This window comes from Wolbachia endosymbiont (group A) of Melieria omissa (assembly GCF_964031125.1).
Taxonomy (GTDB): Bacteria; Pseudomonadota; Alphaproteobacteria; order Rickettsiales; family Anaplasmataceae; genus Wolbachia; species Wolbachia pipientis.
In genome coordinates, this window is record NZ_OZ035007.1 from 879,361 (window position 1) to 896,445 (window position 17,085).

18 protein-coding genes and 1 pseudogene are annotated in these 17,085 nt (G+C 34.5%); 13 read left to right on the plus strand and 6 right to left on the minus strand.

The genetic code is table 11. The features are described from left to right. Nucleotides 1–490: 490 nt before the first annotated feature. The 6 genes and pseudogenes from ACQH2Q_RS04085 to ACQH2Q_RS04110 all read left to right on the plus strand — a co-directional run bounded on the left by ACQH2Q_RS04085 (nt 491) and on the right by ACQH2Q_RS04110 (nt 4,024). Nucleotides 491–1,350 (plus strand): IS630 family transposase gene (locus tag ACQH2Q_RS04085; RefSeq protein ID WP_425383382.1). Its coding sequence is split into 2 segments (ribosomal slippage): nt 491–815 and nt 815–1,350, totalling 861 coding nucleotides; the frame shifts between segments, so codons are not numbered across the junction. 35 nt (nt 1,351–1,385) lie between these two features. Continuing rightward, nucleotides 1,386–1,721: a reverse transcriptase N-terminal domain-containing protein gene (locus ACQH2Q_RS04090; RefSeq protein ID WP_209473178.1), complete on the plus strand. Its 336-nt coding sequence runs from the start codon at nt 1,386–1,388 to the stop codon at nt 1,719–1,721. 51 nt (nt 1,722–1,772) lie between these two features. Then, nucleotides 1,773–2,090 (plus strand): reverse transcriptase/maturase family protein, encoded by a 318-nt coding sequence (locus ACQH2Q_RS04095; RefSeq protein WP_256437793.1) that lies wholly within the window; start codon nt 1,773–1,775, stop codon nt 2,088–2,090. Next, nucleotides 2,036–3,061, plus strand: a complete 1,026-nt coding sequence (locus ACQH2Q_RS04100; protein WP_425383383.1) for a group II intron maturase-specific domain-containing protein — start codon at nt 2,036–2,038, stop codon at nt 3,059–3,061. Before ACQH2Q_RS04095 ends, ACQH2Q_RS04100 begins: the two co-directional genes overlap by 55 nt. A gap of 95 nt (nt 3,062–3,156) precedes the next feature. Then, nucleotides 3,157–3,468: pseudogene (locus ACQH2Q_RS04105) on the plus strand (hypothetical protein); the annotation flags it as partial. A gap of 214 nt (nt 3,469–3,682) precedes the next feature. Beyond that, the gene (locus ACQH2Q_RS04110; RefSeq protein ID WP_265024226.1) at nt 3,683–4,024 is read left to right on the plus strand and encodes a hypothetical protein; all 342 of its coding nucleotides are present in this window, start codon (nt 3,683–3,685) and stop codon (nt 4,022–4,024) included. Here ACQH2Q_RS04110 and ACQH2Q_RS04115 read toward each other — a convergent pair. The 3 genes from ACQH2Q_RS04115 to ACQH2Q_RS04125 form a co-directional block, all read right to left on the minus strand. Beyond that, on the minus strand, nt 4,021–5,346 hold the full coding sequence (locus ACQH2Q_RS04115) for an IS4 family transposase (protein ID WP_264339118.1): 1,326 nt from the start codon (nt 5,344–5,346) through the stop codon (nt 4,021–4,023). The two genes, ACQH2Q_RS04110 and ACQH2Q_RS04115, sit on opposite strands and share 4 nt — an antisense overlap. A gap of 65 nt (nt 5,347–5,411) precedes the next feature. Beyond that, nucleotides 5,412–6,050 carry a hypothetical protein gene (locus ACQH2Q_RS04120; RefSeq protein ID WP_264339471.1) on the minus strand — a complete coding sequence of 213 codons (639 nt, stop codon included), beginning with the start codon at nt 6,048–6,050 and terminating at the stop codon, nt 5,412–5,414. Continuing rightward, nucleotides 6,016–7,212 (minus strand): hypothetical protein, encoded by a 1,197-nt coding sequence (locus ACQH2Q_RS04125; RefSeq protein WP_264339470.1) that lies wholly within the window; start codon nt 7,210–7,212, stop codon nt 6,016–6,018. Before ACQH2Q_RS04125 ends, ACQH2Q_RS04120 begins: the two co-directional genes overlap by 35 nt. 313 nt (nt 7,213–7,525) lie before the next feature. Between ACQH2Q_RS04125 and ACQH2Q_RS04130 the strand changes: the two genes are divergently transcribed. The 7 genes from ACQH2Q_RS04130 to ACQH2Q_RS04160 all read left to right on the plus strand — a co-directional run bounded on the left by ACQH2Q_RS04130 (nt 7,526) and on the right by ACQH2Q_RS04160 (nt 14,643). Then, the gene (locus ACQH2Q_RS04130; RefSeq protein WP_338481674.1) at nt 7,526–9,157 is read left to right on the plus strand and encodes a recombinase family protein; all 1,632 of its coding nucleotides are present in this window, start codon (nt 7,526–7,528) and stop codon (nt 9,155–9,157) included. Beyond that, on the plus strand, nt 9,087–10,550 hold the full coding sequence (locus tag ACQH2Q_RS04135) for a YifB family Mg chelatase-like AAA ATPase (RefSeq protein ID WP_425383384.1): 1,464 nt from the start codon (nt 9,087–9,089) through the stop codon (nt 10,548–10,550). The genes ACQH2Q_RS04130 and ACQH2Q_RS04135 overlap by 71 nt, the downstream gene beginning before the upstream one ends. A gap of 83 nt (nt 10,551–10,633) precedes the next feature. Beyond that, the gene (locus ACQH2Q_RS04140; RefSeq protein ID WP_425383385.1) at nt 10,634–11,098 is read left to right on the plus strand and encodes a hypothetical protein; all 465 of its coding nucleotides are present in this window, start codon (nt 10,634–10,636) and stop codon (nt 11,096–11,098) included. Nucleotides 11,099–11,336: 238 nt separating this feature from the next. Further along, a complete protein-coding gene (gene ftsZ, locus ACQH2Q_RS04145) occupies nt 11,337–12,533 on the plus strand; it encodes a cell division protein FtsZ (RefSeq protein WP_010962790.1) in 1,197 nt (398 codons plus the stop codon). Next, on the plus strand, nt 12,533–12,931 hold the full coding sequence (locus ACQH2Q_RS04150; RefSeq protein WP_425383386.1) for an EVE domain-containing protein: 399 nt from the start codon (nt 12,533–12,535) through the stop codon (nt 12,929–12,931). Before ftsZ ends, ACQH2Q_RS04150 begins: the two co-directional genes overlap by 1 nt. Before the next feature lie 384 nt (nt 12,932–13,315). Continuing rightward, nucleotides 13,316–13,768 carry an rRNA maturation RNase YbeY gene (ybeY, locus tag ACQH2Q_RS04155; protein ID WP_010082473.1) on the plus strand — a complete coding sequence of 151 codons (453 nt, stop codon included), beginning with the start codon at nt 13,316–13,318 and terminating at the stop codon, nt 13,766–13,768. 86 nt (nt 13,769–13,854) lie between these two features. Then, nucleotides 13,855–14,643, plus strand: a complete 789-nt coding sequence (locus ACQH2Q_RS04160; protein WP_010082472.1) for a succinate dehydrogenase iron-sulfur subunit — start codon at nt 13,855–13,857, stop codon at nt 14,641–14,643. Between the two features lie 3 nt (nt 14,644–14,646). Here ACQH2Q_RS04160 and ACQH2Q_RS04165 read toward each other — a convergent pair whose 3' ends face one another. Genes ACQH2Q_RS04165 through ACQH2Q_RS04175 form a run of 3 tightly spaced genes read right to left on the minus strand, consistent with a single transcriptional unit; the run spans nt 14,647 to nt 17,077 of the window. Next, the gene (locus ACQH2Q_RS04165) at nt 14,647–15,783 is read right to left on the minus strand and encodes a hypothetical protein (protein ID WP_425383387.1); all 1,137 of its coding nucleotides are present in this window, start codon (nt 15,781–15,783) and stop codon (nt 14,647–14,649) included. Between the two features lie 42 nt (nt 15,784–15,825). Then, nucleotides 15,826–16,605 carry a GNAT family N-acetyltransferase gene (locus ACQH2Q_RS04170; RefSeq protein ID WP_006280097.1) on the minus strand — a complete coding sequence of 260 codons (780 nt, stop codon included), beginning with the start codon at nt 16,603–16,605 and terminating at the stop codon, nt 15,826–15,828. Further along, nucleotides 16,595–17,077, minus strand: coding sequence for a phosphatidylglycerophosphatase A family protein (locus tag ACQH2Q_RS04175; RefSeq protein WP_006279290.1), 483 nt, complete (start codon nt 17,075–17,077; stop codon nt 16,595–16,597). The genes ACQH2Q_RS04170 and ACQH2Q_RS04175 overlap by 11 nt, the downstream gene beginning before the upstream one ends. Nucleotides 17,078–17,085: the final 8 nt, after the last annotated feature.

Sequence of the window (17,085 nt, forward strand, 5' to 3'; positions counted from 1 at the left end):
GATAATGTATGTCTCACATTTCAAAGGATGGCAACCTTTGGGATGCAAGCATGAGATAAAAGCAGGTAACACTAAACCTCATCCTGCAAACAGAGTTAGATATGATTACGAGAGGAACCTATGTTTGAATTGTCGTCAAAGCATAGTATGCGAAAAGAGGTTGAACTACGCATAGACCAAAATGGTACGAAGCAAAAGGGGAACTAAAGATTGAAGACTTTAGTTATTGATGTTCCCAGCTTCCGGCAAATAGTAGGAATCTAAGTTTAACGTGAAACGAAGCTATGGAACGGAGTAACCACATAAAAGCTCTTATATTCATTAAATATAAGTAGGTAGCCAACCACAAGCTGCTATGTGGAAGAAGAAGCTAATGCCCAAAGTAATATCTGGGATATGCAGACGTAAACACTTTAATTTGGAAGGTATAGCTCTTTCCATAAAAGTCCGGATGTGATAGGATAAGGGTAGATGATGATAAGGAGGTTGAATGCCAGCAGCATATAGTTATGATTTAAGAAAAAAAGCAATGGAAGCGCTAGACGAAGGAGAAAGCAGAGAAACAGTGGCAGCAAGATTTAAGATTGGAAGAACTACTTTATGGGAGTGGCAGCAAAGAAGAAAAGAAACAGGAGACTTTCAATCAAAAAAACTTGGAAATGGGGGTTACAATCACAAAATTACCGACTGGGATACCTTTGCCAAATTTGCCAGAGAACACGGAGGAAAGACTCTATCGGAAATGGCTAAACTTTGGAACAACGTTAGTATCCAAACGATCTATCGAGCCCTTAAAAAAATTGGATTTACGCGCAAAAAAAGACATATGGATACAAGGAAAGAAACGAAGAAAAACGTGCTGAATTTTTGAAAATTATAGCGACAAAAGAACCTAAAAACTTAGTGTATATAGATGAGTCTGGCATTGATAACACCGAAGACTACCCCTACGGATATTGCCAGAAAGGACAGCGGTTTTATGCCTTAAAATCTGGAAAGAAAACTCAACGAATCAGTATGGTTGCAGCCTTAAGTGGAAGAAAGATAGTTGTTCCGTTAACCTTTGAAGGCCACTGTAATATGGATGTTTTTGATGGATGGTTTGAGCAATTTTTGACACCGATCTTGGAACCTGGACAGACTGTCATTCTTGACAATGCTACTTTTCATAAGTCTGATAAGATTATCGAGCTTGCTAAAGGGGTTGGTGCAGAAATTTTGTATCTGCCGCCTTATTCTCCAGATTTCAACAAAATTGAGCATCATTGGTTTGCTATAAAAAACAGAGCCAGGAAAAACATTCCTCTATTCGAATCCTTTCGTCGTGCTGTTGATTCTGCCTTCCTATGACCTGTTCGGACTATTATGAGAAATGCTATAAAGTGGTGAATAGTAGTGAATATGTTATGGACCAGCAAAAAGCTAGGTATGAATGGAATGGAATTCCTTGGCGAAAGCTGAAGAAATCTTCATTTAAGCTACAAAAACGAATTTACCAAGCTTCTAAATGTAATGACATCAAAAAGATGCATAATCTTCAAAAATTATTGCTCAAATCAACAAGTGCAAAAACACTCGCTGTTAGGAAAGTAACACAGGACAATAGGGGGAAGAAGACTGCAGGTATTGATGGAAAGGCTAATCTTAATCAAAAAGAAAGATTACAACTATCATATTCTTTAGATATAAAAGAAAAAGCAAAGCCATCAAGACGCGTCTGAATCCCAAAACCTGGTAAGCCATCGGAGCATCGCCCGCTTGGTATACCTACTATATCACAAACACTTGTAAAAATGGCTTTAGAACCAGAATGGGAGGCAAAACTTGAGCCAAACACTTATGGTTTTAGACCTGGTAGATCATGTCATGATGCAATTGAAGCCATATTTGATGTGCTAAAACAGAAAACAGCATATGTATTAGATGCTGATATTTCTGGATGTTTTGACAATATTAACCATAATAAACTGCTTGAAAACCACACCAACGTTAAAGAAAATCATAAGAAGATGGTTAAGGGCAGGCGTTATGGAAGATGGAAAGTTTCAATCCACAAAACGTGGTACAATTCAAGGAGGCACCGTTGCTAGCTTGTGTTGCATTACACGGATTAGAGCAACATATCAAAAAAGCATTAACAAACGAACTCTTTCAATGCATGAAAAGAAAATATGGTAGGATATCGCATAAAAACGCGCAAAAGTCTATTAGTGTAATTTTCTACTGTGATGATTTTGTCATCATACATGAAAACGAAGAGATTATTCTTAAAGCAAAAATTTTAGTTGAAGAATGGTTAGAAACCATTGGACTAAAATTAAAGCCCTCTAAAACAAGAATTTCTCATACATTAAGAACCATTGACGAAACAAAACCAGGATTTGATTTTCTTGGATTTTCAATAAGACAATATCCAACAAAAGAAAGTAAAAAAGGTTACACATTATTAATAAAACCAAGTCGTAATTCTATAAAGCAGCATACATTTGCTATTAAACATAAACTTAGAGAAATGCGTGGGGCGCCACAGGAAGTAATAATAAGGAATCTCAATCCAATAAACAGAGGATGGAGTCAATATTACTCTTCGGTAGTTTCATGTAAAATCTTTAGCTCATTGGATAATACTATACATAGAAAGCTCTGGAATTGGGCAGTCTTTAGGCACCCAAACAAAGGGAAATGCTGGATAAAAAGAAAATACTTTAAAAAGTATAATAACGATAACTGGCGTTTTATGACAAGTAACAAGATACATCTTATTATACACAGCGATCATGATATTAAACGACATATCAAAGTGCAAAAAACCAGATCTCCATATGATGGTGATTGGGTTTATTGGGGTAAACGTCTGAGAAAAATACCAGATAAGCCATTAAGAGTAATAAAACTATTGAAGTTACAACAAAGTAAATGTGATAATTGTAGACTATGGTTTAAAAGTGATGATACAATAGAAATACATCACAAAGACCGGAATAGACGAAACAATATGATCAAAAACTTATCTTTGTTACATGGACATTGTCACGATGAATTATACAGGAGGTGTGCATGAAAAGCACCAAATTGGAGAGAAGCCGTATGAGGCGCAAAGTCTCACGTACGGTTTTGAAGTCGAGTGAGGAGGGGCGACCTTCTTCACTTAGACAACAATATGCAGATGAAACTACGGAAGAAGACTTAAGGAAAATAGCAGAAAAAGCACCAATAATAAAGTTAGCCTACGATGAATTAGACAGGTTTAGCTGGAATGAAAAAGATTTAGTAGCATATGAAGAAAGAATAATGGATCTGCGGAAAGAAGAAGCCATTCTTGAATACAAACTTGAGGAAGGTATAGAGAAAGGAAAAATCGAAGTTGCAAAAAATTTACTTAAAGCTGGTGTATCTGTTAATTTAATAGCTGAATCCACTGGCCTTTCTCAAGCTGAAATTGTACAGCTTAAGCAAGAAGTGGCCTAAGTATCACGTTTTTCAGGGCTTTTTTAGCTCGGCAGTGGTCTGAAAAGTCCATTTTTCACTTTATAAAATGTTTATATTTTACCACCTACTTTATTTGAATAAGTTCTTCTGCCACACTCTGAACGGATACTTGAATCAGGCTCAAGTTGACAAGTAGATGTTATCTTGTTATAATAAATATCTATTAATTTAATCTTAACTTAAGAGGGTATTTATGGTAGCAAGTGATAGTGTTTTAAAAAGGTATGCGTTAGCCTATATAAAGAAATTAGGTAATAATAATAATATTGAAGGGTTTCTACAGTATTGTAATAATACACCGAATTTAACTTGGAGCAAGGAGAATTTTAAAAATGTGTATGAAGAATTTACATATCCAAATTCAAGCAATAGGCACGATACAGGAAGCAGAAATGATCAATATAACGCAGGGAATAACACACAACCTACAGGCCCTCAGACTACACATATACATGTATACAATGATAGAGGTTTAGATTTTTGGGATTATTTACTACTTCGCAGCCTGTTTGGTGGTCCATACGCGTCAAGTTAAGAGATTGTGAGCAAATTTAGAGAGGTTAAAGTGGATACTCTAGCCCTTCTACGTTTGTCTTTTAATGAAAATCGCGACCAAGTTATAGTGAGTTTTTTAAGAAATGCTTTTAAACTATTAATTTTGGTTAATACTAAAAATAACTCTCTAACCCGCCTTTTTAGCTCAATAAATGCCTTTGTTAAGCTAAGTTCTGTATTCTTTTTCACTTCTGTGCAACCAACTATGCCGTGAAATATAAGAATTGCGCACAATTTAGCATATAGTTCACATAATACTCTGCATGGCTTTCCTTTTAGCTTATCAAGCCTGATATGGCTTTTATACAATTTAAATAATAACTCAATTTGCCACCTTACTCTGTAAATCGTTAATACTTGCTCAGCACTAATTTTATTTTCTGGAACATTAGTTATAAATATTGACCAGTTCAACAATTTTTGATTTCTTTTAGAGGATGTATATCCCTGCGATCTTGCTAATCTATTAGCTTTCCTTCTTCTGGCCATAGACTGTTCTTCAGTTAGTTTCTGACATATAATTCTTACTCTAATTTTTGCTTCTTTTCCTAACAATACCTCGTTTTCTAAAAATAACTTATCCTCTAAACATTCTAATAACTCCATTTTTTGATTTGTTTCTACATCATATATGTTGGTATCGGATTTATAACGACTTATGAAATAAGCTCCTATTTCATTGATTTGTTTAAAAGAACTTGGCACAAAATAACCGAGATCAGATATTAGCAAATCATTGCTTAATATATTACTTAAATGTTTCCTATATCCCTGGTCTGATCTTACCCCCTCCGTTAAATTAAGTTGGTCTATTATCTGATTCATGTAGTCGAAAACTAATTGTAACTTTATTCCAGACTTAGTATTGCTTTCATAGCCACTGTAGCTAGTACCATAACCTTTATACATCTCTTCCATACTGTTAGGTAGAGTAATATAGCTACTGTCCAATAATTTAACACTATTAAATTGCTGTAAGATTTTGCAATCAACTTGCAAGATATTTTTAAAGAGAATCACAGATTCATTATACATCCTTTTCATAAATTCCACTGCTTCTTCAGTAAATCTAAAATCCAAACCTTGTTTTGTTATATCTATCGAGTCCTCGTTTAGTAATTGACACATTGTTTCTACGCTACAATTATCAACTCCTATATTACCCAAGACCATGGCTTTTACGAATGATGAACCTTTTAGCTTTCTCTTTCTTTTTATAAACCTTGTTGTAATTGAGATTTTCTCTGCTTTTTCATTAAAAAATTCTTTGAGCTTTTTTGATAAGCAAGTTATTTTATTCATTGGTTCTCTCACTAAAAGTATATCTGGGAGAACTTATACCTTATTATTCTATCTCTTTCATACCTTTATTTCCTTAACTTGACGCGTATGATCTCAGTTACAGTCTTAAGCTGACAAAACAGTTTCACCATTGGCACTACATATAGATTCAGTAATAGATTTGGTATATCTTTTTTTAGAGTGATGAGAACTGTAGGGTGGACTCTAAGTTTATCTATAGTTAAAAATATCGCATCAGTACAAAAATCAAGGATTATTAGATTTACAATACGACCTTGATTACAAATATAATAAACTCCTTTTTCCACTTTTTCCCACATAAGTTTTGAATCATTCAACTTTGTTTCAAACCAGTCTATGACCTTTTCTGTATTTAAGTATATGGATAAGAGATGAAATCTCTGTTTTTGATAAGTATTAGGCAGAATATGACGAGAACAGTTTTCACAAATAGCGTCATCACATGCTTCATCAAAGTCTGAATCGATAAAAATCTCATTGCTACAACTTGAATCAATTACATTTGGCCAATCAAGATGATCTTCTTCACGAGAGCAAACAATATAATACCTTTCTTGCATTTTTATCAATCCAAGATCGAATAAGTATCTTGCTGCTTTAATATGATTTTGGCTTGGATTAATCCAGGAACCATTTGAACTTAAAAGATCAGCAATTTGCTCGTGAAAGAATTTTAAGACCATAAGATTGTTCCATATGTTTCTTCAGGTCCTCTCTTTCTTTTTTATTGAGTGGATGCTCTGAATAATAAACTTCCCCACTTATTTTGAAAGAAAATGTTACCTTTTTGTTTTGGAACATTACTTTAGCTGATTGAATAGATTGTAGTATGTTGCCAATAGCTGGCTTTAAAATATGTAACTCTGGTGCAATAGGATCATACGGTTTTACACTTAAAGTAAGATATGTATTACTATTTTTAAAATAATCTGACTTAAAATTTAACTCAAATATACAAATGTCAGGGTCAGAACCATCTATACATGCTTGAAGAAACTTATGCACTTGTAGTGGAAAGTTCTTATCTTTTATATTTACGAAAGTACATTCGCAGTTAAAATACCCACTTACAATGCTATTTGCTATTTCCACAGCTTTATTAGTATTTTTAGCACAGAGATTAACCTGTGTACCATCAAGCGAAAAATCTAAAATCATCCACTCAGGTTTATGACCATGAACAACTTTATTTGAATTAAGCAGTAAATCCATGTCACTTCCTCGACGTACAAACATATATATTCGATCTTGGTGATGGAAAAAACCCTGCAACTGGTCATCATCCTTAAGTATCTGCTCTACAGCTTCTTGTGACATAAATTCCTTAAATGAAGTATGTATTTGTCTTGGTGATTTCTGTAAAGCAAATGATACGAAACCTTTCTTTTGTACTTTATCAAAGTGATAGACAGATTTTAGAAGTTCACAATTTATGTGAAATAGTAAAAACAATAAGGATCTTTTATCATACTTGGTATTGTTTTTTACCAGGTACGATCTCATTAACTTCTCAGTCAGAGCAAATCTTGCTACTTCACTAACTGTAGCCTCAAGTTTTGTACGATCAAAGTAGCTAATGAGATAATAGTCAAAAAGAGAGTCAGAGTAACTGGTAAGTATCTTACGTTTTTGTTGAGTGGATCTATCGTCATAATCTCCGTCCTGAAAAAGTTGCCCATTTAAATGCTTTTTAAAGCAATGCTGAAAAATGATGCTCAGTTGTTTACCAGAAAGCGAATCTAACCAAAATTGACGTACATTAGAATCCTGAAAACGTTCTAGTAAAAGGTTAACAGGAACTTCTAAATCACTCTCCCAGAATTCATTACTTGGATAAACATTCATGATACTTTAAATAAGCTATATCATACATAATATGATAATTTAAGCAAAGATTTTTTGGACATAATTTTTTCAAATCTTGTATATTTAATTAGGGAGAATTTGTGTAAACTAGATAGCTTTCTTACAATAAGGTGTGCATTGGTTTAGTTTAATAGAAGTCTCCTAACCTATAAAAAAATTCACAGGAAGAAAAACATGCAAAAAGGGGAATTAACTATTAATTGCCGTTATGAACCTCACAGGTTGGCGGGTACATATTTGGCAAATGCTTATGAACAATTATTGAAATGTAAAACAAAGGAGGTAGAAGAAAATGACAACGGTAAGCTTGTATGCAAGAGTTTCATCAAGACAACAGGCACAGGAGAATACAATAGAGAGTCAGATTGTAGAATTGGAGCGTCGCATTAGTAGTGATGGACATGAATTGTTAGATGAGCATAGGTTCATCGATAATGGTTACAGTGGATCAAATTTAGAACGTCCTGGCTTAGAGAGTTTACGTGATAGAGTAGCAGAAGGTAAGATTGATAAGATATACATTCATTCACCTGATCGGCTATCACGTAAATTTTCATATCAAATGATCTTACTCGAAGAGTTTAAAAAGGCTGGATCTGAAATAGTATTTTTGAATCATAAGTTTGATGATAATCCGGATTCCCATTTATTTCTACAGATTCAGGGAGCAATAGCAGAGTATGAACGTGCAAAGATTATGGAACGAAACCGTAGAGGTAAACTTCATGCGGCCAAAGCTGGGTGTATAAGTGTGATGGGTAGGGCGCCTTACGGTTATCGCTACATAGCAAAACATGTAGGTGAAGGAAGTGCTCAATTTGAGGTTGATGAAGAAGAGGCAAATATAGTGCGTAAAATATTTAGTCGGGTTGGCCAAGAAAGAGCAAGTATAGGAGAAGTTGTACATGAACTGAATAAGATACCGGTAATAACACGAACAGGAAAAAGGTATTGGAAAAGGAGCACTATTTGGAACATGTTAAGAAATCCTGCTTATATAGGAAAAGCAGCTTATGGTAAAACTAGGACATGCTCAAAACCACAAGTAAAAAAGTCAAAAAAAGGAACTTGTGGTAAACTTAAAAGTGGTCGCTTTAACAGTGATAAAGAGAACTGGACTTATATTCCAGTACCAAAAATAATCAATGAGCCTTTATTTGATTCAGTACAGGCACAACTAACTGAAAATAGGCAAAGAGCAAGAGTACGACAAAGAAGAGAAACATATTTATTGCAAGGTTTAATGGTATGTCAACGTTGTCAATATACTTATTGCGGTACAAACCACGTTCATAAAAAGTCGACATATTATTACTATCGTTGCTCTGGTACAAACTCTAGCAAATTCAATGGCAATAAAATCTGCGATAATAAATCAATACGCACTGATGTATTAGATGGAGTTATATGGGAAGAAGTCAAGAGTATCCTGAAAGAGCCAGATAGGATTGCAAATGAATATCAACGTAGATTGTCAGAGAACAAAAAGCCTTTACATAATCAAACACGTGAAAAGCAAGAAAGTAAGCTAAGATTAAGTATCAAAAAATTTATTGATAGCTATGCCAAAGGGTTTATAAGCCAAGAAGAATTTGAACCAAGAATCACAACAATGAAACAACATTTGAAAGAAATTGAAGAAGAGAAAGAAAGAACACTCGATCAAAAGAAGTTACAACAAGAATTGAGCCTTGTTACAGATAGCTTGAAAAACTTTTCCTCAAGTGTTGAATCAAAACTTGATCTGGTAGATTGGCAGACTAAACAAAATATTATTAGAATGTTAATTCATCAAATTGAAATCAACCACAACCACTTATACATAGTATTTCGCATAAAAAGTCTTGCAAATTTTGATCAAAATAGGCATAATAGAATTATGCAATGTTGTACTAGCAGTCAATATTGTTGGCTTGCCGGATAAAACTGTTGCAGAATCCAGAGAGCGCATCAGAGCAGCGTTAAATTCAATCAATCTACTACTACCTCCAAAAAGAATTACAGTTAATCTCTCCCCTGCGGATTTGCTGAAAGAAGGCAGTCATTATGACTTGGCTATTGCTATTGGACTACTTGTTGTAATGAATGTGATACCAGTTGAAAAAGTTCAGTCTTATATCATTATGGGTGAGCTTGCCCTTGATGGCAGAGTTATTCCAGTTTCAGGTGTGCTGCCAACAGCAATTAATGCAAAAAAGGACAATAAAGGAGTAATTTGCCCGAGAGGAAATGGTGTAGAAGCTGTATGGGTGAAGAATGTTTCAATTCTGGCTATAGAGAAATTAACTGATATTATTAGACACTTTAAGGGTGAGCAATTAATTCAGCCAGTAATTTTTAATTATAGTGATGCACCCAAAGAAAAAAGATTGGTTCCCGATATGAAGGATATCAAAGGCCAAGTTGTTGCAAAAAGAGCAGCTGAAATTGCAGCAGCAGGTGGGCATAATATGCTTCTTGTTGGCCCTCCTGGTACTGGAAAATCAATGCTTGCTAAGCGCTTTATAGGATTGCTGCCTGATTTAACCGAACAGGAGATGATTGATGTTAATATTATTTCCAGCATAACAAAAACTGGTAATGAAATATTCAAAGTAACTCGTCCCTTTCGTGAACCTCATCATTCATGCTCTATGCCAGCGATGATAGGGGGAGGAAAGAATGCAAAACCTGGAGAAATTACCATGGCTCACAATGGCGTGTTATTTCTTGATGAGTTGCCAGAATTTCCAAGACTTGTGCTTGATTCTCTGCGCCAACCACTTGAAGATAGAAAAGTTACCGTTGCAAGGGCAAATGCTCACATAACCTACCCTGCAAATTTTCAACTGATTGCTGCAATGAACCCTTGCAGGTGCGGTTATTTAGGTGATGCAAGCAGATCGTGCAACAAAGCTCCAAAGTGTGGCACAGATTACAAAAACAAAATATCAGGCCCATTGCTTGATAGAATAGACATATGCATTGAAATGCCAAACGTTAGCATACTCTCTCCTGAAATCTCTGTGGAGGGAGAAAGTACTAAAATCATAAGAGAAAGAGTGATAGCAGCAAGAAAAGTTCAAACTGAGCGCTATAGTGAATTAAATATTCGTTGCAATTCAGAAGTAAGCGGTGAAGCATTTAATAAATTTACTGAACCAGATCAGGCAGGGTTAGAATTGCTAAAATACGTACTGAAAGAAAATTACATTTCCAATCGAGGCTACACACGCGTATTAAAAGTTGCAAGAACTATTGCAGATCTTGCAAAAAGTGAAGAAGTAAAAAGAGCACACATTGCTGAAGCGCTCAATTACAGAATAAAGGTATATTAAAAAATTAGTTTACTTGACAGGCAATTTTTTTTACTATATGCTTCCTTAATGAAATTTTAACATTCTATTTAAGGAGTAGAGTTATGGCATTAACAAATTATGAGTATAGAAAAGGGGATGGCATTTTTCATGCTATTTCAGAAGGATATATACGAGCTGAAAAATACTGGGGAATTCCTGGTGCTGCTGGTGGAGCTGGTCAGTACGCTATGCATAATAAAGGGAGAACAGCATTATTTCCGCTTGCAGTTGCAAGTGTTGTCTTTACAGCAATGCATATGAAAGCAGGCTTTGTTAGTGCAGCAGAAGCTTCTGGGTTTCTTGCTAAGACTGCCAGTTGCTTTGTTGGAACAAATCAAGCAATAGCTGCTTCATTACCTGGATTTATCGGAACAGGTGTTGCTGGTCAGATAGTTGCGGGTGCCATAATGGCAATTGCTGCAGCTGCTGTTCTTTATGGAACATATCAAATTGCCTCAAAATTAAAAGATGTTGCGGTTGAAGCATTGAAAGGGGAAGAGAAAGATAAGGAAGCTAATAATCTTTAACAAAATAAAAAGGGATAGGTTTCTGTCCCTTTTTATAAACGTTTTCTATTTTTTGCATCGGTTAAGTGATGTCATCTAAGAATCTAGTTATTATAATTAACGGCACTTATTAGTATAAATGTTAAGAATAAGTAAATCCCGTTTACTGTTTACGCCTATAGAAGTGAAAAGTATTTGCATATTATTAAAAAAGCGGTAACTTATTATCAAGTGAATTCGCTAAATTTGAGTAATTTAAATGTCTATTGATCTTAGTCTGCCGGAGTTACCTATATTGCACCCAAGGATTACCGTTGTGGGAGTGGGTGGTGCTGGTGGAAATGCTGTGAATAACATGATCCAATCTAATTTGCAAGGAGTGAATTTTGTTGTCGCAAATACCGATGCTCAAGCACTAGAAAAGTCGTTATGTGATAAAAAAATTCAGCTTGGCATTAATTTAACTAAGGGGCTTGGTGCTGGTGCTTTGCCTGATGTTGGCAAAGGTGCAGCAGAAGAGTCAATTGATGAGATTATGGAGCATATAAAAGATAGTCATATGCTTTTCATCACAGCAGGAATGGGCGGTGGTACTGGAACCGGTGCAGCACCGGTAATTGCAAAAGCAGCCAGAGAAGCAAGAGCCGCAGTTAAGGATAGAGCACCAAAAGAAAAAAAGATATTGACTGTTGGAGTTGTAACTAAACCGTTCGGTTTTGAAGGTGTGCGCCGTATGCGCATTGCAGAGCTTGGACTTGAAGAACTGCAAAAATACGTGGATACACTTATTGTCATTCCAAATCAGAATTTATTTAGAATTGCAAATGAAAAAACTACATTTTCTGATGCATTTAAACTTGCTGATAATGTTCTGCACATTGGCATCAGAGGAGTAACTGACTTGATGGTCATGCCAGGGCTTATCAATCTTGACTTCGCTGATATAGAAACAGTAATGAGCGAGATGGGCAAAGCGATGATCGGCACCGGAGAGGCAGAAGGAGAAGATAGAGCAATTAGTGCTGCAGAGGCTGCAATATCTAATCCATTGCTTGATAATGTATCAATGAAAGGTGCGCAAGGAATATTAATTAACATTACTGGTGGCGGAGATATGACTCTGTTTGAAGTTGATGCTGCAGCCAATAGAGTGCGTGAAGAAGTAGATGAAAATGCAAATATAATATTTGGTGCTACTTTTGATCAAGCGATGGAGGGAAGAGTTAGAGTTTCTGTTCTTGCAACTGGCATTGATGGTCGCAATAATAAATCAGAAACTTCACCTATAAGTCAGAGCGAAGACTCAGAGAAAGAGAAATTTAAGTGGCCATATAGTCAAAGTGAAAGTACACAAGACAAAACACTGGAAACAAAACCAGCTGAACAGGTAAGCGAAGGAGCTAAGTGGGGCAGCAATATCTATGATATACCAGCTTACTTAAGAAGAAAAAAATAATGCAATTTTGGCTACTTAAGTCAGAGCCAAGTGAATACTCATGGCAAAAAATGGAAAAGGAGCAGGTAGTTGAGTGGGATGGTGTGCGCAATTATCAAGCTCAAAATTACATGAAAATTATGAAAGCAAGAGATCTTGCGTTTTTTTATCATACAGGTAAAGAGAAAGCAATACTTGGAATCGTTGAAGTATTTAAAGAGTATTATCATGTTAATGATCCCAAGTTCGGATTAGTGAATGTAAAGTTTTTGAAACCTTTAAATAACCAAGTAACGTTAAATAATATAAAACAAAACCCACTTTTGAAAAATATGACTATATTAAAACAACCACGTTTATCAATTGCCCCAGTTTCGGAAATTGAATGGAATGAAATAATAAGGATGAGTGATGTGTAATACCTGTCATTTCAGTTCCTAAATGATGTCATCTCAGCACACAACGCACAGCTGTATGAATATTTGTCTCGAAGGCAGTGCATTAAACGTTATAGCCGATTTTGCATCAAACATAAAGGTGTCATTCCAGTGCTTGACACTGGAATCCAGCCTTAATGCAACCACATTAAAGCCGTTGTGTTTTAATATAAGATTAGCTACTTTTATATTCACTAACTTGATGTCTAATCAAAATTCCTGGATCCCAGTGCCTAGACACTGGGATGACATCCTTCTAGTGTACAATATTCGTACAGTTGTGTACATGACACAAGGGTCTATAACTCTTCTTTTTTGGATTCCAGTGTCAGCTATTTGCATGACACCCTTACTGATGTGTCACTCATGTTAGAAGTAAATATTCTTGACAAGAAATGGTGCAGCATTATAGAAAATCCTAAAAATTTTGTATTAGGTGTCATCAATGCTTCTCTAAAAGAATTAAAAATAGACCACTATAAACCAAATATATCAATAGCTCTGGCTGATGATGACTTGCTACATCAACTTAATTTAAAATTTAGAGAAATGGATAAGCCAACTAACGTACTATCATTTCCGTATGAACAATTGTCTAATGAGTGCGATTTAGGAGACATAGCAATTTCAATAGACACAATAAAAAGAGAATCGCATGAGTATTATATACCCATTCTTGCTCACATTGCACACATGTTAGTGCATGGATTACTGCATTTACTTGGTTATGATCACCAAAAAAAAGATGAAGAAATTATAATGAAAAATCTAGAAAGAGAGATTTTAGCTTCGCTTGGCTACAATATGTGTGCGATTTAAAAGGAATTTAATAAAAATATAGTAGATGATAATAAAATATGTTATCTACAAAGGGTTTTAGCTATAAACAATAAAAGGTAAGTGATATGGTTCAGTTTTCTTTGCCAAAGAATTCTAAAATTAATCAAAAGGGCAAAATTTATCCTATTCCTGCTAGAGCAAAAAACATCAGAAGATTTCAAATTTACCGTTGGTCTGCTGATGACGAGAAAAACCCTAGAATAGACACATTTTTTATTGATATGGATAGTTGTGGCCCTATGGTACTTGATGCATTAATAAAAATAAAGGATGAAATAGATTCGACTTTAACTTTCAGACGTTCTTGTAGAGAAGGCATATGTGGATCTTGTGCCATGAATATTGACGGAACCAATACTCTTGCATGTACTAGATCTATACATGATATAAAAGGTGACGTAAAAATATATCCATTACCTCACATGTATGTAATAAAGGACCTAGTCTCGGATTTGAGCCAATTTTATGAGCAATACAAATCAATTAAACCTTGGTTACAAGCAGATAAGCCTGCCCTACCAAATAAAGAATACTCTCAATCTTCTGAAGATAGAAAAAAATTAGATGGCTTGTCCGACTGTATATTATGTGCTTGCTGTTCGACTGGTTGCCCAAGCTACTGGTGGAATAGTGATAAATTTTTAGGACCAGCAATACTATTACAAGCTTACAGATGGATTGCTGACAGCCGTGATAATAAGACAGGTGAAAGACTTGATGTTTTAAACGACCCATTCAAGTTGTATCGTTGTCATACAATAATGAATTGCACAAAAACTTGTCCTAAAGGACTTAATCCAGCAAGAGCAATAGCGAAAGTAAAACAGCTCATGGTAGAGAGAGAAGGAGTTTAAGTCTTATCTTTTGCATTCTTCGTAAGAGAACAGCAAACCTTCCGAAGCGTAGGGTATTGTTAATACCCTGAACGCTTTTCCGTTTGTGAAGTGCATCGTATCATCGTACGATTCAAATAATTTTTTGAACAACTCATGTCTTTGGTTACTAATAGTTTGAAAATCCTCTTTTTCTAAAAGCTTTTTAGATTCGAAGAGGTAAAGCATAACTTCGTGATAAGTTGGGTAAGATGCCAAAAATTTTGGGTCAAATTGAAAGGTTTTTATAAAAGCATTATTATAAAATTTTAGCTTTTGATTCTTACTATATATTACTATAGCAACCGGTAACCTCTCAAGCAAATTTTTCTGTGTAGCTAAATAACTGTTTAATTCAGTATATAATTTCTCTGCATCACTAACATCTTTCCCATACATTACTATGCTACCAGAACCTTGTATTGGAATTTTAACAAAATCGAAAACCTTAGGTTCGTTCTTATAAGTTATGACATGTCTTCCTGGTTTTGTGCTATGAGCGCTACCGGTAATAGCAAATTTCTTAGAACCATCTACATATTTATCATAAAACAAGTTATAAAATTCCACCTTTCTACTCTTGTTATATCTTAGTATTGGAAATGGTAAAGAGTTGAAAACGTTTTTATAGCTCTCCACTTCCTGTGTAAGCTTACTATTTTCTAACTCAAGTCCGTTAGCCTTTATCTTACAGTCTGAGACATTCCTTATCCATAACAGCACACCTATCACATTGTTAGAATCATCTATTATGCTTCTACCGTAACATATGCAATAAACCTCACTGTCTTTTGACTTTAAATCTAGAGTAAAAGATTTATTTATTTCCTTTGCCTCAACAAAATCTTTGATTAAGCTTTCTGATTGCTCAAAAAAATTCACAAACTCATTAAATGAGTAAAAAACAGTATTAAGCAAAATTAGTAAATTGGGAGAGAACTTTTCTATACGTTTTTTTGCATCCCAAATATAAAACCCATCATTCACAGTATCAATTAAATTATTTATGATAACATTTTGATGCTGTAAGTTCTTAATCTTATTACTAATTTTTAATTTAGAATAAGAGAGAAAGAATAATATTAGAATCAATATTAAAACCACTTCATACAAAAAAAACATAGCACTTTTAAAACAAATGTAAAAATTTGTAACCGCTCAGAATTATGCTGAAGAGGTATATAAGTAAAGATTGCCTAACATTTGAAAGCCCAATCTCTTATAAAGGTTCACAGAAGATTTCATACAATGTGCTACTATATATTTGCATTCAAGCTGTTTAGCTATCTTTATTCTTTCTAAAACCATTTGGGTACCTATTCCACGATTCCTGTAAATTGGTAAAACTCCATCACTATAAAAACCAGCTACGCTATCTTGAACATAAAGACCGCATGTCCCAATAATTTCATTATTTAGTGTTACAAGAAAAAATCTTAATCTTGAGTTCTTATCATCATAATTTGATAATCCGCGAAAAAATGTGCTGACAATTCCAACGCCATGATAAAAAATTTTAGAAGTGTGTAGATCTAACTGTTCTAAGAGGTTGCTACCATTCACAGCATTTAACCTCAAGTTTGGAATAACATCAGCAGGTAAAAAGTAATTTTTCATATTAAGTAAAGCTTTTTTTGGTGTGCTAACGTGTTTTATTTCACACTTTTCTAAAATATCTCTTATTTTCATATGTGAATTTATTACCCATGTTGCTTCTATATCTCTTGTTCTGAGATAATCTAGAGTTTTTTGTATAGAAAGCTCAGTACATTGATCTCCACAGAACACAAAATTAAATAATGACTCCCTGGTACCATTTATTGTAAATATGATGTTATCAAATTCATCGTGTACTTCCCACTCAGATAAATTCGCTGTGTACAGTATATAATCCTTTAGATTTTGAACAATTAAGCTTGAATAATAAATTTTTTTATCCTGCATACACCAACAATAAACAATAAAAGGCTCCTATAAGAACACAGGCTAAAATTGCAGCTATAACGTCATCTAGCATAATACCTAAAGGACCTTTGGTATTTTTATCGATTAAATTTATAGGCCACGTTTTTATTATATCAAAAAACCTAAAAGAAAAAAAGCACAACAACAATGAAGAACAATTCATCTCTTGGCTTAACAATATCGAAACTAAAAGTATCGTCAGCAATTGACCAACCACTTCGTCAATTACTACCTCTTTTGGATCACATGAAGTCTTGTAATGTTTTATATAATTACCTGTAGACCATAATCCAATTAAGAATAAAAAAGAAATAATTGCTGCACCTAAAATTTTGTTGCTCAGGATTACAGGAACAAGCGGAAAAGAAGCCAAACTACCCACAGTACCTGGCATTTTTTTTACTGTTCCAGACAGCCACCACGTTGATATTAATTTATATAAAAATTTCACAATATATC

Coding starts and splice junctions, on each gene's coding strand:
- ACQH2Q_RS04115 (WP_264339118.1), bottom strand. CDS start 5,346: ATGAATAAAATAACTTGCTTATCAAAAAAGCTCAAAGAATTTTTTAAT.
- ACQH2Q_RS04120 (WP_264339471.1), bottom strand. CDS start 6,050: ATGGTCTTAAAATTCTTTCACGAGCAAATTGCTGATCTTTTAAGTTCA.
- ftsZ (WP_010962790.1), top strand. CDS start 11,337: ATGTCTATTGATCTTAGTCTGCCGGAGTTACCTATATTGCACCCAAGG.
- ACQH2Q_RS04140 (WP_425383385.1), top strand. CDS start 10,634: ATGGCATTAACAAATTATGAGTATAGAAAAGGGGATGGCATTTTTCAT.
- ACQH2Q_RS04160 (WP_010082472.1), top strand. CDS start 13,855: ATGGTTCAGTTTTCTTTGCCAAAGAATTCTAAAATTAATCAAAAGGGC.
- ACQH2Q_RS04165 (WP_425383387.1), bottom strand. CDS start 15,783: ATGTTTTTTTTGTATGAAGTGGTTTTAATATTGATTCTAATATTATTC.
- ACQH2Q_RS04170 (WP_006280097.1), bottom strand. CDS start 16,605: ATGCAGGATAAAAAAATTTATTATTCAAGCTTAATTGTTCAAAATCTA.
- ACQH2Q_RS04110 (WP_265024226.1), top strand. CDS start 3,683: ATGGTAGCAAGTGATAGTGTTTTAAAAAGGTATGCGTTAGCCTATATA.
- ACQH2Q_RS04100 (WP_425383383.1), top strand. CDS start 2,036: ATGGAAAGTTTCAATCCACAAAACGTGGTACAATTCAAGGAGGCACCG.
- ACQH2Q_RS04150 (WP_425383386.1), top strand. CDS start 12,533: ATGCAATTTTGGCTACTTAAGTCAGAGCCAAGTGAATACTCATGGCAA.
- ACQH2Q_RS04130 (WP_338481674.1), top strand. CDS start 7,526: ATGACAACGGTAAGCTTGTATGCAAGAGTTTCATCAAGACAACAGGCA.
- ybeY (WP_010082473.1), top strand. CDS start 13,316: ATGTTAGAAGTAAATATTCTTGACAAGAAATGGTGCAGCATTATAGAA.
- ACQH2Q_RS04125 (WP_264339470.1), bottom strand. CDS start 7,212: ATGAATGTTTATCCAAGTAATGAATTCTGGGAGAGTGATTTAGAAGTT.